General features: G+C 71.9%; 15 protein-coding genes. 12 read left to right on the forward strand and 3 right to left on the reverse strand.

Going from position 1 to position 14503, the window contains the following annotated elements; all coding sequences use genetic code 11:
- Positions 1-33 precede the first annotated feature (33 nt).
- The 3 genes from ACQP00_RS22710 to ACQP00_RS22720 form a co-directional block, all read right to left on the reverse strand.
- A complete protein-coding gene (locus tag ACQP00_RS22710) occupies positions 34-879 on the reverse strand; it encodes a methyltransferase domain-containing protein (RefSeq protein WP_433222161.1) in 846 nt (281 codons plus the stop codon).
- 11 nt (positions 880-890) lie between these two features.
- Positions 891-1568 carry a hypothetical protein gene (locus tag ACQP00_RS22715; RefSeq protein ID WP_433222163.1) on the reverse strand — a complete coding sequence of 226 codons (678 nt, stop codon included), beginning with the start codon at positions 1566-1568 and terminating at the stop codon, positions 891-893.
- A 61-nt stretch (positions 1569-1629) separates the two neighbouring features.
- On the reverse strand, positions 1630-2610 hold the full coding sequence (locus ACQP00_RS22720; protein WP_433222165.1) for an MBL fold metallo-hydrolase: 981 nt from the start codon (positions 2608-2610) through the stop codon (positions 1630-1632).
- A gap of 79 nt (positions 2611-2689) precedes the next feature.
- On the opposite strand from ACQP00_RS22720, the gene ACQP00_RS22725 reads away from it, so the two are divergent.
- From ACQP00_RS22725 to npdG, 12 genes are all read left to right on the forward strand, one after another.
- Positions 2690-4222, forward strand: coding sequence for an AMP-binding protein (locus ACQP00_RS22725; RefSeq protein WP_433222167.1), 1533 nt, complete (start codon positions 2690-2692; stop codon positions 4220-4222).
- A complete protein-coding gene (locus ACQP00_RS22730) occupies positions 4209-5360 on the forward strand; it encodes an acyl-CoA dehydrogenase family protein (RefSeq protein WP_433063554.1) in 1152 nt (383 codons plus the stop codon). Before ACQP00_RS22725 ends, ACQP00_RS22730 begins: the two co-directional genes overlap by 14 nt.
- 13 nt (positions 5361-5373) lie before the next feature.
- Positions 5374-6306 (forward strand): acyl-CoA dehydrogenase family protein, encoded by a 933-nt coding sequence (locus ACQP00_RS22735; RefSeq protein ID WP_433222169.1) that lies wholly within the window; start codon positions 5374-5376, stop codon positions 6304-6306.
- Between the two features lie 72 nt (positions 6307-6378).
- Positions 6379-7440 carry an LLM class flavin-dependent oxidoreductase gene (locus ACQP00_RS22740; RefSeq protein ID WP_433222171.1) on the forward strand — a complete coding sequence of 354 codons (1062 nt, stop codon included), beginning with the start codon at positions 6379-6381 and terminating at the stop codon, positions 7438-7440.
- On the forward strand, positions 7437-8417 hold the full coding sequence (locus ACQP00_RS22745; protein ID WP_433222172.1) for an LLM class flavin-dependent oxidoreductase: 981 nt from the start codon (positions 7437-7439) through the stop codon (positions 8415-8417). The genes ACQP00_RS22740 and ACQP00_RS22745 overlap by 4 nt, the downstream gene beginning before the upstream one ends.
- The gene (locus ACQP00_RS22750) at positions 8414-9847 is read left to right on the forward strand and encodes a class I adenylate-forming enzyme family protein (protein WP_433222173.1); all 1434 of its coding nucleotides are present in this window, start codon (positions 8414-8416) and stop codon (positions 9845-9847) included. The genes ACQP00_RS22745 and ACQP00_RS22750 overlap by 4 nt, the downstream gene beginning before the upstream one ends.
- Entirely contained in the window at positions 9844-10833 is a 990-nt protein-coding gene (locus ACQP00_RS22755; RefSeq protein WP_433222175.1) for an LLM class flavin-dependent oxidoreductase, read from the forward strand. The genes ACQP00_RS22750 and ACQP00_RS22755 overlap by 4 nt, the downstream gene beginning before the upstream one ends.
- A 10-nt stretch (positions 10834-10843) precedes the next feature.
- A complete protein-coding gene (locus tag ACQP00_RS22760) occupies positions 10844-11824 on the forward strand; it encodes an enoyl-CoA hydratase/isomerase family protein (RefSeq protein ID WP_433222177.1) in 981 nt (326 codons plus the stop codon).
- Positions 11821-12804 carry an LLM class flavin-dependent oxidoreductase gene (locus ACQP00_RS22765; RefSeq protein ID WP_433222179.1) on the forward strand — a complete coding sequence of 328 codons (984 nt, stop codon included), beginning with the start codon at positions 11821-11823 and terminating at the stop codon, positions 12802-12804. Before ACQP00_RS22760 ends, ACQP00_RS22765 begins: the two co-directional genes overlap by 4 nt.
- The gene (locus ACQP00_RS22770; protein WP_433222181.1) at positions 12801-13124 is read left to right on the forward strand and encodes a VOC family protein; all 324 of its coding nucleotides are present in this window, start codon (positions 12801-12803) and stop codon (positions 13122-13124) included. Before ACQP00_RS22765 ends, ACQP00_RS22770 begins: the two co-directional genes overlap by 4 nt.
- Entirely contained in the window at positions 13121-13843 is a 723-nt protein-coding gene (locus ACQP00_RS22775) for an enoyl-CoA hydratase/isomerase family protein (protein ID WP_433222183.1), read from the forward strand. The genes ACQP00_RS22770 and ACQP00_RS22775 overlap by 4 nt, the downstream gene beginning before the upstream one ends.
- The gene (gene npdG, locus ACQP00_RS22780; protein WP_433222185.1) at positions 13840-14490 is read left to right on the forward strand and encodes an NADPH-dependent F420 reductase; all 651 of its coding nucleotides are present in this window, start codon (positions 13840-13842) and stop codon (positions 14488-14490) included. The genes ACQP00_RS22775 and npdG overlap by 4 nt, the downstream gene beginning before the upstream one ends.
- The last annotated feature ends 13 nt before the right edge of the window (positions 14491-14503 follow it).

Here is a 14503-nt window from a genome sequence, read left to right on the forward strand (position 1 = left end):
CGGCCATGGTGCGACGCTCGCGACGGGCGGTAGTCACCATCCGTCAGCGGATCCGATGTGGCCGGTTCCTCCGTGACGTGCCTGCGGCCGGCGGCCCCATGCCGAGATCATCGGTGCGAGGGTGAGGTCGAGCTCGCTGGCGTCGATGGCCGCCAGGTGGGCGTCGATCTCACCGTCGTCGGCCAGTCCGGCGGCGAGCAGGTCGGCGCGGAGCATCCGCACCGTCGACGCCTCCAGCCGGTCGCACGCCACCCCGCCGAAGGGAAAGAACCCGGTCGCCGCGACGTCGACCAAGCCGGCCGCCCGCAGGGCCCGTGGCAAGGTACGGCCGAAGCGCAGGTCGGTGCCGCGCCGGGTCATCAGTTCGCGGACGGCGCGCCGGAGCCGGTTGGCGCGCTGCTGGGCCGGGCCGGTCTCGTCCAGGCAGGCGAGGGGCTGCAGTTCGGTGTCGGCGTCCTCGATCAGCAGCCAGCCGCCGGGGCGTAGCGCCGCCACCATGGTGGCCAGGGCCCGGGCGCGGTCGGGCACGTGGACGAGCACGAGCCGGGCGTGCACCAGGTCGAAGGTGCCCGGCGGCGGCGGGTCGGTGACGATGTCGTGGCGGCGCACCTCGTAGCCGCCGTCCGGGTCGAGCCAGGCCGGATTGATGTCCGTGGCCAGCACGTAGCCGGTCGGGCCGACGGCTGCGGTCAGGGCCTGGGGGATGCTGGGGCCGCCGGCGCCGACCTCCCAGCAGCGCCGGCCCGGCTGCAGGCCGAGCCGGTCGAGGTGGCCGCGGGTGACGCCGTCGAACAGTTCGGCCAGCCAGGTGAAACGCTCGCCTGCCTCGCGCCGGGCGTTGTCGAGCAGATAGCGGTGATCGGGCTGCGACGGGCTCACGAAAGGCGAGCCTACGCCGCGCAGGTGAGCATGGCGTTGCCGAAGACGCCGGTGACCGGGGACAGGCCGGCGTCCGGGGTGGTGTTCTCCAGGGAGAGGCGGATGGTCGCGTCGGGGCGGATGGTCACGTCGACCTGGCGGCCGGCGGCCCGGGCCATCGACGGCTCCGACATCACGGTCTCGCCGTCGACGTCGACCGTGAGGGCGGCCCGGAGTTTGTCGTACTGGCTGTTCGGCACCCCCACGAACGCGCTGAAGTGGGTGCAGCCCTGGGTCGGGTCGAGCGTGTACTCCAACCAGTTCACGCCACCGTCGGCGCACGGGGCGGCGGCGAGTGACACGCTGCGGTCGAGGCGGTGCTCGCCGACGACGAACGGGCCCTGCCACAGGTTGGCGCAGCCGTGGGTGCTGCTGGGTCCGATCTCGTCGAGGTAGCGCAGCACCCGCCCCACGTCCGAAGAGGTGGACGGCGCACCGGGCGAGGAGGGCGAGGACGAGGCCATGGGGGCCGCCAACGGCGGGCTCGTGACCGAGGGTGAACGCGAGGGCCCAGCCGAGGGCTCCGCGCCCGAGCGGCCCGAGAGCACCACGACGACCAGCGCGACGACCGTCACCGCGAGGGCCACGACCGCGACCACGAGTCCCGTCAGCACGCGGCCCCGCGACCGCACCGGCGGTTGATCCGTCACATGCGGAGCGTATTCACCGTGTACACGGAACGGCATCGACCGGTCAGGCGACCCAATCCGGCTAGCGTTCTCCGTGCATGTGGCGAAGCAGGGCGAGGGTGTGCATGAGGGCGAAGCGGCGGGTGCCCGGGCCCAGCTCGTCCCAGGGTTTCTTCCACGTCAGGTGCGGTGCGATCGTCCACGCCGTGGTGTCGGGGCCGGCCAGCGCGCGCACCTGGTCGACCTCGGCGGCGTGGAAGGCCCGCAACTGCGCGGCCCGGCCGGCCACGTCCTCGTACGGGAACTGGTGCGCCGGGCACGCCACCGCCGCGCCCAGCGTGCCTATGCGGGTCAGCGTGGCGAGCAGGTCGCCGGCCGGGTCGTCATCCGGGCGGCTCACGATGGCGAGCTGCGTGGGGCCCTCGGCCATCATGGTGTCGCCGGTGAACAGGACGCCGCGGGAGTCCAGGAAGACCGTGTGGCCGTAGGTGTGGCCCGGGGCGGGTACGGCGCGGATCGTCACGTCGCCGAACGTCAGCTCCTGCTCGCCGTGCAGCTCGACGTCGAGCTGCAGGTCCTCGCGGTGCTTGGCCACGGTCAGGGCCTCGGTGTACATCGCGTCCGTCACCGCGGCCGGCGCGCCGGTCAGGTCCAGGCTGCGGCGCAGCTGCTCCAGGAAGCCGCCGCGCTCGGCGGCCACCCGGGCGAAGTCGTCGGCCCGGCCCATCGCGATGGTGGCGCCCGACGCGGCCCGGACGCGGTCGGCGAAGCCCACGTGGTCGGGGTGGTTGTGGGTCAGCAGGACGGCGCGGATGGTCTCCACCCGGTGGCCGATGACCGCCAGGGAGGCCTGGAACGCGGTCCAGCACGAGGGGTGCGCGTAGCCGGCGTCGATCAGCACCGGGCCGTCGCGGGTCTCGGCCAGGAAGACCGTGATCGAGCGCAGGGCGTGGCCGTTCAGCGGGATCGGCACGGCCCACACACCCGGGACGACCTGGGCGGGTTCCGGCACTTCGCGGGCGCGCCAGCTCGCCTCGTGCGCCTCGATCGCGGGTATGGACATCGTCGGACGGCTCCCTTACTGTTGGCGCCAACATACCGGATGGTCGGAATCTAACTCAAGCAAGACCAGGAGGAGCTCGATGAGCGAGGAGCGGACCGGCTTCCGGCTCTGGGCCGCCGCCGAGCCGGACCTGTGCGCGATCGTGACCGCGGACGACCGGCGGATCACCTACGGCGAGCTCTACGCCGAGGTGAACCGGATCTCGCACGGCCTGCGGACGCGGGACGGGCTCGAGGTCGGCGACACCGTTGCGGCCGTGATGACCAACAGCCCGGGGTTCGTCGCCCTGTACCTCGCCGCGATGCAGTCCGGCCTGTACCTGGTGACCCTGAACTACCACCTCACCGCGCCCGAGATCGAGTACATCCTGGCCGACAGCGGGGCCAAGGTCGTCGTCGCCTCCGAGCGGGTCGCGGAGGTCGCGATCGCCGCCGCCGGAGCGGGCGTGAAGGTCTACGTGGATGGCGAGGCGAACAGCGCGCCATCGATGGCCGCCCTGACCGACGGCATGCCCGCGACCAGTCCGGACGAGACGCCGGCGGGTTCGCTCATGATGTACACCTCGGGAACCACGGGAAGGCCCAAGGGCGTCAAGCGGCCGCTGAGCGGGATCGACGCCGACACCGGGGCGCTGACCTATGTGTGGCTGTTCAACGAGTTCGGCATGCAGCGGCCCGCGTTCGCCTCGTGGCTGGTGTCGGCGCCGCTGTACCACTCGGCCAACATCACGCCGGCCATGGGCGCGCTGCACGCCGGCGGGACGATGGTGCTGATGGACGGCTGGACCGCCGAGGGCTTCCTGGCCCGGGTCGACCAGCAGCGCGTCACCGGCACGAGCATGGTGCCCACCCACTTCTACCGGCTGCTGCAGCTGCCCAAGGAGGTGCGCGACCGGTACGAGATCTCGTCCCTGCGCTACGTCCTGCACGGCGCGGCCCCGTGCCCGCGCGAGATCAAGCAGCGGATCATGGACTGGTTCGGGCCGGTCGTCTACGAGTACTACGGCAGCACCGAGGTCGGCACCACGATCGCCCGGCCGCACGAGTGGCTCGCCCACCCCGGCACCGTCGGGCGCCCGGCCTCCATCTCCACCCTGCGCATCCTCGACGCCGAGGGCAACGAGGTGCCGGTGGGGGAGACCGGGATCGTGTACATGCGGCAGGGCGAGGACAAGGTCGAGTACCACAACGACCCGGGCAAGACCGACGGTTCCCGCCGCGGCGGCCTGATGACGGTCTGGGACGTCGGGCACGTCGACGCCGACGGATTCCTCTACATCACCGGCCGGGCCGCGGAGCTGATCCTGGTCGGCGGCGTGAACGTCTACCCGGCCGAGATCGAGGCCGAGCTGGTCGCGCACGAGTGGGTGGCCGACGCCGCCGTGGTCGGCGCGCCCGACCCCGAGTTCGGCGAGGTCCCGCAGGCGCACATCGTGCTGCGCGAGGGCGCCCCCGAGCCCGACGCGGCCGTGGCGGGCCTCCGCGCGCACCTGGAGCAGCGGCTGGCCAAGCCGAAGCGCCCGGTGTCGTACGTCGTGAGCCCCGCCCTGCCCCGCGACCCCAACGGCAAGCTCTACAAGGCACGGCTGGAGGTATCGCATGGACTTCGATGACAGCGAGGCCGATCTGGCGTTCCGGCGCGAGGTCGGCGGCTGGCTCGACGAGGCCCTCGCCGACGTGCCCGACCAGGAGGAGCTGGACCAGGCCGAGCGCGAGTCGTGGTCGCGGGTCTGGCAGGACCGGCTCTGCGCCGGCGGCTGGGCCGGGCTCTCCTGGCCGGTCGAGCACGGCGGGCGGGGCCTGGACGCGCTCGCCCAGGCCATCTTCAACGAGGAGGCGGCCGTGCGCGGGGCACCGTACCCGCTCAACGGCGTCGGCATGATGCTGGCGGGACCGACGATCATCGCGCACGGTACCGCCGAACAGCAGGCCCGCCACCTCCCGGGCATCCTGCGCGGGGAGACCTACTGGTGCCAGGGCTTCAGCGAGCCCGAGTCCGGCTCGGACCTGGCCAGCCTGCGCACCGCCGCCCGCAAGGTCGACGGCGGCTGGCTGGTGAACGGCTCGAAGATCTGGACGTCCAACGCGCACAACGCGTCGAAGTGCCTGCTGCTGGCCCGCACCGATCCCGACGCGCCCAAGCACGCGGGGATCTCGTACCTGCTGGCGCCGATGGACCGGTTCACCGTCCGCTCGCTGGTGATGATCAACGGCGACACCGAGTTCAACGAGATGTTCCTCGACGACGTGTTCGTGCCCGACGAGGACGTCCTCGGCGGCGTCGGCAACGGCTGGAAGGTCGCGCTCACCACCCTGGCGTTCGAGCGTGGGAGCATGGCGCTGAACCTGTGGGTCTGGGCCCGGCAGGCCGTCGACCGGATCGTCGACCTCGCGATCGAGCGCGGGCTGGACGGCGACGCCGCGTTCCTGGACACCGTCGGGCAGCTGCAGTGCGACGCCGAGGCGGTCCGGATCGGCTCGATGCGGATGATCGGCGAGAGCCGGGCCGGCGGCGTGCCGGGGCCGGAGACCTCGGCGCTCAAGAGCCTGTGGGCCGGCACCGTGCAGCGGGCCAACCGGCTCGCGGTGCAGCTGGACGAGGCCGGCGGGGTGCTGCTCGACGGCGCCGGCGCGGCCGCCCGGATGCGCCGTTACCTGCGCTCGCGGGCCCACACCATCGAGGGCGGCACCGAGGAAGTCCAGAAGTCCATCCTCGCGGAGCGGGTCCTCGGCCTGCCCCGCTCCCGTTGAGCGGAGCCGCCCGATGCGAGCCACCTTCACCCAGGAACAGCTGGAGATCGCCAAGACGGTCCGCGCCATCGTGGAGGAAGCGGACTTCACCGCCCGCGACGCGCTGAGCGCCCCGTGGCGGGCCCCCTCCTGCGACGCGCCGCTGCTCGCCGACTTCGGCCTGCTCGGCGTGCCCGAGGCGGCCGGCGGCGTCGGCTCCGCCCTGATCGACCTGATGGTCGCGGTCGAGGCGCTCGGCGAGACGCTGGTGCCGAGCCGCTTCCCGTTCCATGCGGCGGCGGTGCAGCTGCTGAGCAACGGGGAGATTCCTGCCGACGTGCTGGAGGGCCGCCGGGTGCTCACCCCGGTGCTGGACCCCTTCGCCGCGTACGCCGAGCAGGCCGACGGCTTCGCCGCTCCCGGCGGGCTGGTCGACGCCACGGTGACCCCGCGGCGCTCCTTCGACCCGTCGGTGCCGCTGTCCGAGGTGGCTTTCGAGCAGACCGGCACGCGGAACGTCGAGGGCGTCCAGCGGGCCACCCTGGTCCTGGCGGCGCAGCTGTGCGGGGTCGCCCAGGGCGCCATCGACAGGGCCGCCGAGCAGGCCCGCACCCGCAAGCAGTTCGGCCGGATCATCGGTTCGTTCCAGGGCGTGGCGTTCCAGCTCGCCGAGGCGGCGGTGGCGCGCAAGGCGGCGTGGGACCTGACGCTGTACGCGGCCTGGTCCGTCGAGCACGGCCGGCCCGACGCGGCGATCCAGGTGCACGCGGCCAAGGCGGCGGCCGGGCACGCGGCGGTGTTCGCGGCCGAGCGCTGCATCCAGGTCCACGGCGGCATGGGCATCACCATGGAGGCCGACCCGCACCTGTTCCTGCGCCGGGCGTTCGTCCTCGACGCGCTGGGCGGCAGCGGGTCGTCGCACCGCCGCCGCACCGGCGAGCTCCGCGTCCGGTCGCGCCGCTCGTAGACATCAAGGTCTTGCAGGTCAAAGCATTGCAGCAGTAACATACCGGCTGGTCGGAATAGTTTGGGAGACGTCGTGAAGTTCGGCATCATGAACCTGTTCCCGGTGGGCGACGGCGTGTCCGACCACCAGGTGCTGCGGGAGACCCTCGAGGAGATCGGGCTGGCCGACGAGCTCGGCTTCGACTCCGTGTGGCTCGCGGAGCACCACTTCTCGAAGTACGGCATCCTCGGCAGCCCCGTGCACTTCGGCATGGCGGTGGCCGAGCGCACCAAGCGGATCACCATCGGCACCGCCGTGCTGGTGCTGCCGCTGCACGACCCGCTGCGCCTGGCCGAGGACATCGCCGCGCTCGACGTGCTCAGCGGCGGCCGCGTCTCGATCGGCGTCGGGCGCGGCTACCAGCCCCAGGAGTTCGCCGGCTTCGGCGTCCCGCTGGCCGAGTCCAAGGAGCGCTACCAGGAGACCCTGGAGGTGCTGCGGCTGGCGCTGACGCAGGAGAACTTCTCGTACCACGGCAAGTTCTTCACCTATGACGGCATCACGACCTATCCGCGGCCGTTCACCCCCGGCGGCCCGCCGATCCTGCAGGGCACCGTCTCCCCGGACAGCTTCCGCGAGCGCGGCGCCGTCGGCGAATCCATCATCACCTCGCCGAACTTCACGCCGCTGGGCATCATGCAGAAGAACTACAACCTGTACCGCGAGGCGATGACGGCGAACGGCTTCGACATGGCCGGCTACGACGTACCGTTCATGCAGCAGGTCTGGGTCGGCGAGGGCGAGGACGGGCTGCGCGAGGCGGCCACGGCGGCGATGAACTACTACAAGTCCGTCGGCAAGGTCATCCCCGGCTCGGAGGAGGCCCTCGAGCAGGAGAAGAAGTACTACGCGGCCGTGGCCAAGAACATCGACCTGCTCACCCTGGAGCAGACGCTGACCCACGGCGGCAACTTCGGCTCCGCCGACCGCGTCATCGAGACCATCGAGATGATGCGCGAGCAGCTCGGCATCAACCACTACATCGGCTGGCTGCGCATCCCGTCGCTGGACCGCAAGGCCGCGCTCAAGTCGATGGAGGAGTTCGCCACCAAGGTGATCCCGCACTTCCGCAAGGCCGAGGCGGTCGTCGGGTGAGGGTCAGCTGCTTCCTGAGCGCCCAGTTCGACCCGTCCGCCGACCCGACGGCCGGCATCGACGACGTCATGACCCAGGCCGCGGCGGCCGAGGCGGCCGGATTCCACGCCGTCTACCTCGGCCACCACTACCTGGCCAAGTCCGCGTTCATCCAGCCGCTGCCCCTCGCTGGGTTCGTCGCCCACGCCACCACCCGGGTCCGGATCGGCTTCGCCGTGCTGCTGGCCCCGCTGCTCAACCCGATCGCGCTCGCCGAGGACCTCGCCAGCCTCGACGTGCTCAGCAAGGGCCGGCTGACCGTCGGCATCGGGGCCGGCTACCGCAAGCGCGAGACCACCGCGTTCGGGGTGGCCTGGGACGACCGGCTGCGGCGGCTGCGCGAATACGTGCCGCTGCTGCGGGCCCTGTGGCGGGGCGAGACCGTCGACGCGTCCGGCACCTGGGGCGAGGTGCCCGGCGCCTCCCTGGCGCTGCGCCCGGTCCAGCCCGGCGGCCCTCCACTGTGGATCGGCGCGTTCGCCGAGCCCGCCATCCGCCGCGCCGCCCGCCTCGACTGCCCCTGGCTCATCGGCCCGAAGGGCAACGACGAAGAACTGCAAAGACTGCTCCAGGTGTACCGCACTGAGGCGGCGGAACACGGCCACCAGCCCCAGCGCGAGCAGCCGATGAGCCGCGAGGGCTACATCGGCGACACGTTCGACGCCGCCGCGGCCGCCGTCCGCCCCGACCTGCAGCGCCAGTACGCCGGCTACAAGTCGTGGGACGACGCCCAAAACATCGACATCGAGAAGTACCTCGCCGAGGACTGCCTGGTCGGCACGGCCGACGACATCGTGGCCAAGCTGCAGCGGTGGGAGACCGAGCTCGGCATCACCGAGGTGTCGCTGCGCCTGCAGTTCGTCGGGGCCGGCCAGGAGGAGACCATGGAGCAGATCGCCCGCTTCGGCGCCGAGGTCATCCCGCGGGTGGCGTCATGATCAACCTCGCGCATCTGGTCGAGGGCCGGGGCGAGCGCACCGGCCTCTACGGCGAGGACGGCCGCAGCTGGACGTTCGCCCAGATCGACCGGATCGCCGGCGGCGTCGCCGAGGACCTGCGGGAGCGCGGGATCGCACCCGGCGACCGGGTCGCCTGCTACCTCACCAACGGCCCCGAGATCGCCTTCTTCCTCTTCGGTGCCTGGAAGCTCGGCGCCGTCCCGGTCACCATCAGCAGCCTCTACAACGAGTCCGAGCTGGCCGAGTCGGTCGCCAAGACCGGGCCCCGCCTGGTCGTCACCGACGGCATGCTCGGCTGGACCCGCGAGGCCGACGTCCCCGCCGCCGCGGTGGACGCCGACACCGAGGCCTGCATCCTGTTCACCGGCGGCACCACCACCGGCCGGCCCAAGGCGGTCTCCGTCACCCACGGCGGCACCCGCGCCTCCCTGGCCCGGCTGGCCAAGGTCTCCACCGGCACCGAGGCCGAGCTCTCGGCCGCCCCGGACGCCAAGCCGAACCTCATCGCGCTGCCGTTGTTCCACAGTGGAGGGCAGCACTCGCTGCTGTTCGCGTTCCACGTCGGGCGGGCCGCGGTCGTCTGGGAGCGCTTCGGCGTCGACCGGCTCGCCACGCTCATGGAGCGGTTCCGCTTCGACAACTTCTTCTTCCTGCCCACCATGGTCTTCGACATCGTGCACGCCGAGCGCGACCTGCCGTTCGCGGGCGTGAAGTCGGTGCTGGTGGCCGGGCAGGCGATCTCCTGGCCGGTGCGCAAGGCGTTCGAGGAGCGCTACCACGTGCCGATCCTGGTCAACTACGGCTCGACCGAGGCCGGGCACATCGCCGGCTGGACCGGCCGGGACATGAAGGCCGGGCTCTGGAAGCCGGGCTCGGCGGGCAAGGTGTACCCCGGCGTGGAACTGCAGATCCGCGCCGACGACGGCACCGCGCTCCCGGTCGGCCAGGAGGGCGAGGTCGTGGTGCGCTCCGAGCTCACCAAGGGCTACGTCGACGACGCCGCCGCCTCGGCCGAGCTGGTCCGGGACGGCTGGGTGCACACCGGCGACACCGGCTACGTCGACGCCGACGGGGTGCTGTTCCTGGTCGGCCGCAGCCGCGACATGATCAAGTGCGGCGGCTTCCAGGTCTGGCCCGAGGAGATCGAGGACGAGCTGCGCGGGCACCCGCTCGTGCGCGACGTCCGCGTGCTCGGCCGGCCCGACGAGCGGCTGGGCGAGATCCCGGTCGCGCTCGTCGTGCGCGAGCCCGACGCCACCGTGCCCGATGCCGAGCTGGCCGAGCGGATCACCGCCTTCGCCCGGGACCGGCTCGCCCACTTCAAGACCCCGCGCCGCATCGAGTTCGTCGCCGCTCTCGAGCGCAGCGCCGCCGGCAAGGTCAGCCGAGCCAAGGAGACCAGCGCATGAAGTTCGGCATCATGGCCTCGCACCAGTACCCCCACGACGAGGATCTCGGCACGCACCTCGATGAGCTGTTCGGCACCGTCGAGCTCGCCGCGGAGCTGGGCTACGACTCGGTCTGGACGATCAACCACTTCCAGTCCAACCTCGCCACCCCGCAGCCGATCTCGATGATGGCGGCGCTGATCCCGCGGACCGGCACCATGCAGATCGGCACCGGCATCCTGCTGCTGCCGCTGTTCCACCCGGTGCACGTGGCCGAGGAGTTCGCCACCCTCGACCACCTCTCCGGCGGCCGGGTCATCCTCGGCGTCGGGGCCGGCTACCGGGAGAACGAGCTCGCCGCGTTCCGGGTCGAGCCCGAGACCCGGTTCCGGCGGATGGACGAGAGCCTGCGGGTCATCCGCGCGCTGTGGTCCGGCAAGCCGGTCACCCACGAGGGCGAGTACTTCCCGCTCACCGACGCCACCATCGGCATCCGCCCGCTGACCCCCGGCGGCCCGCCCATCTGGGTCGGCGCCGGCGGCAAGAAGGCGGTGCGGCGGGCGGCCCGGCTCGGCGACGCCTGGTATGCGCCCGGCAACGCCCCGAGCAAGAAGTTCCTGCCCGAGCACCTCGCGGTCTACGACGCCGCCCTGGCCGAGTACGGCAAGGACGCCACGACCATCGAGCGGCCGGTCGGCGTCGAGCTGTACTGCGCGCCGACCACCGAGCAGGCCGTCGCCGAGGGGCTGCCGCACGCGCGCAGCGAGTACGCCACCTACGCGGAGTACCCGGCCCTGCGCTGGCAGCGGGACCGCTTCGACGAGCTCGTGCTCAACACCCTGCTGCTCGGCTCGCCCGAGATGCTCATCGAGCGCATCGGCTACCTGCGCGACCTGGGCTTCAACCACCTCATCTTCCGGCCCGGCTGGATGGGCCTGCCGGCCGAACGGGTGCGCGCGTCGCTGCGCCTGTTCGCCAAGGAAGTCTTCCCCGCCTTCGACCACTAAGGACTACGCCGTGAAGAAGACCGAAGCCGAGCTGCTGGAAAACCAGTGGGACGTCGAGAACATGGAAGTCGACCCCGAGGTGCTCGCGAAGTACGTGCGGTACGACGTCGACGAGGCCCGGGCCGTCGCCACCATCACCTTCGACCGCCCGGAGCGGCTCAACGCGATCCCCGTCGCCGCCTTCGAGCGCGTCGGTGACCTGGTGCGGGAGGCCGAGACCGACGACCGGGTGAAGGTCATCGTGTTCAAGGGCGAGGGCGAGCACTTCGGTACCGGTGCCGACGCCTCCGAACTGGGCCACTACATCGGCTACAAGTCCGGCACCGACAAGGCCTCGCGCCGCCGCCCCGCCCAGCGCCAGCGGATCCTGCCCGACCGCAACGTGCTCAGCTCCGGCTTCACCCGCCCGATCATCGAGTCGCTCAAGGCGACGATCTGCCAGGTCCAGGGGTACTGCTACGGCGGGCACTTCCAGATCGCGCTGTCCGCCGACATCGTCATCGCGACCCCCGACGCCCGGTTCACCCACCCGGCGTTCCGCTACCTCGGCCCGGGCCCGCAGGACATGTACCACTGGATCGAGAAGGTCGGCCTGACGACCATGAAGGACGTCATGCTCACCATGCGCGCGATCGGCGCCGAGGAGGGCGAGCGCAAGGGCCTCGTCACCAAGGTGGTCGAGCGCGACGAGCTGCAGCAGTGGGTCGACGACTACGCCGACGCGATCGCCGTGATGCCGCTCGACTCGCTGATGATGGGCAAGTCGATGATGCAGATCGTGATGGAGGCCCGCGGCAAGGGCCTCGGCGCGATGACGGGCTGGGTCGGGCACGGCTGGGCGACCAACGTGAGCTTCGAGGACGGCGACTGGAACTTCCTCAAGGAGCGCCGCGAGAAGGGCATCGCCCAGGCCCTCGCCGACCGCGACCGGCTCGTCGCCCCGTACTTCCGGCTGTCGCAGTCCCGCTCCAAGGAGGACGACTCGAAGTGAAGTTCGGGATCCTCCTGGACCACCAGTACGAGCCCGGCGACGACATCGGCCGGCGCACCGGCGAGCTCGTCGAGTACGTCCAGCATGTGCGTGACCTCGGCTTCGACTCGGTGTTCGGCATCCACCACTACCTGTCGTCGCTGTCCACCCCGCAGCCGCTGCCGCTGCTGTCCCGGCTCATCGAGCACTCCGGCACCATGGAGCTGGGCACCGGCATCCTCATCCTGCCGCTGGGCCACCCGGTGCACTGGGCCGAGGAGATCGCCACCATCGACCAGATGTCCGGCGGCCGGTTCGTGCTCGGCATCGGCTCCGGCTACCGCGAGGACGAGTTCGCCGCGTTCGGCGTCGAGCGCCGCACGCGGGTGTCGCGCATGAACGAGGCCCTGGAGGTCATGCAGCGGCTGTGGACCGGGGAGAACGTGAAGTACCACGGACAGCATTTCAATCTCGACGGGGTGCGCTGCTCGGTGCTGCCGGCCCAGCGCCCGCACCCGCCGGTGTGGGTGGGCGCCAACGGCCCGATCGGCATCGCCCGCATCGCCAAGCAGGGGCTGCCCTGGCTCGCCCCGTCCAACGTGCGGCGCAACTGGGCGGTCGGGAACCTCAAGGACTACCGCGAGGCGCGGGCGGCGGCCGGCTTCTCCGAGGACGGCGCGGTGTTCCCGATCCACCGGGACCTGTGCGTGGCCGACTCCTTCGACGACGCCTGGGCCATCGCGGGCGAGCCGGTGCGCCGCTCGTACGGCGAGTACGTCCAGTACGGCATGGACTACTTCGAGTCGCAGTGGGAGGGCATCAAGCACAAGGCGCTCTTCTTCGGCTCGCCCGACGACATCGCGGCGAAGATCGCGGACTTCGCGGCCGGCGGGTACAACCATTTCGTGTTCCGGGCCCAGTGGCTCGGGCTGCCCATCGAGCGCTCGATGGAGATCGTCGAGCGCTTCGCCCGCGAGATCATGCCGAGGTTCCGCACATGAAGATCGGTCACATCATCGTCCCCGCCGGTGACCTGGACGCCCAGCTCGCCTTCTACAGCGCGCTCGGACTCACGACGAAGTTCCGCGACGGCGACCGGTACGCGGCGCTGACCGACGGCGCCGTGACCATCGGCCTGGCCGACGCCTCCCAGCAGCCGGTGCCGGGCCAGGTCGTGCTCACCGTCCAGGTCGACGACCTCGACGCTTTGTTGGTCGATCGGCCGGAAATTCCGGTGGAGGTCGGCCCGCACGAGCGCCGCGCCGTGCTCACCGACCCGGCGGGCAACCCGGTCGTGCTGTACGAGCGGCTGCCGTCGTGAGCGTCGCCGTCGTCCGCCTGGGCGGTCCGGCGCTCACCCTGGCCGTCAAGCTCAAACTGCTGCAGGAGCTGCGCGCGGCGGCGGCCGACGAGAGCGTGCGGGCGGTCGTGCTCACGGGTCCGGCCGGGGTGTTCAGCCGCGGCCAGGACCTGCGCGAGCTGGCCGCGGCGCTGCGGGAGAACCCGGCCGCGGCCGGAGAAACCGTCGAGGCCCACTACAACCCGATCACGCTGCTGCTGGCCACCATGCCCAAGCCGGTGATCGCGGCGGTCAACGGCACCTGCGTCGGGGCCGGCCTCGGCTTCGCGCTCGCCTGCGACCTGCAGGTCTGGTCACACGCGGCGATCCTGTCCACGGCCTTCACCAAGGTCGGCCTGACCTGCGACTCCGGCCTGTCGTTCACCCTGCCCCGGGCGGTCGGCCACGCGCGCGCCGCCCAGCTGATCCTCCTCGCCGAGCCGTTCACCGTCGAGCAGGCCACCGGCTGGGGCTTCGCCGGCGACGTGGTCGACCCGGCCTCGGTCGAGCCGCGCGCCCTGGAGCTCGCCGAACGCCTCGCCGCCGGGCCGTCGCAGGCCCTGGCCGCGTCCAAGCGGCTCCTCGCCGGCCCGCTGGCCGACGCGCTGGCCGCCGAGGCCAAGGAGCAGGTCGTGCTCGGCCGGACCGCCGAGCACGCCGCGCTGGTCGACGCCTTCCTCTCCCGATCGGGGTCCCGATGACGCTTGACGGCAAGACCATCGCGGTGCTCGGCGGCACCGGCCCGCAGGGGCGCGGCCTGGCCCGCCGCTTCGCCGCCGCCGGCCTCGAGGTCGTGCTCGGCTCCCGCTCGGCCGAGCGCGCCGAGGCGACCGCGGCCGGCCTGCCCGGCCGGGTCCGCGGGCTGGCCAACCTCGACGCGGCCGACGCCGGCGACATCGTGATCGTCGCGGTGCCCTGGGACGGCCATGCCGAGCTGCTGCGCGAGGTGGCCCCGGTGCTGACCGGCAAGATCGTGGTCGACTGCGTGAACCCGCTCGGCTTCGACAAGCAGGGCGCGTACGCGCTCGTCGTGCCCGAGGGCTCGGCCGCCCAGCAGGCCGCGGCGATCCTGCCCTGGTCGACGGTGGTCGGCGCGTTCCACAACGTCTCCGCGGTGGTCCTCGAAGACCCGGAGGCCGAGACCGTCGACACCGACGTGCTCGTGCTCGGCGACGACCGTGCCGCGACCGACCTGGTGCAGGAACTCGCGGCCACGATTCCGGGGGTTCGGGGCCTGTACGGCGGCCGCCTGCGCAATGCTCATCAGGTCGAGGCCCTCACCGCTAACCTGATCTCCGTCAACCGCCGTTACAGGGCCCACGCGGGTCTGCGCATCACCGACGTGTAAGGAATATTGGGCA

Origin of the sequence: Dactylosporangium sp. CS-047395 (assembly GCF_050942185.1) — a bacterium.
In the GTDB taxonomy this organism is placed as follows: domain Bacteria; phylum Actinomycetota; class Actinomycetes; order Mycobacteriales; family Micromonosporaceae; genus Dactylosporangium.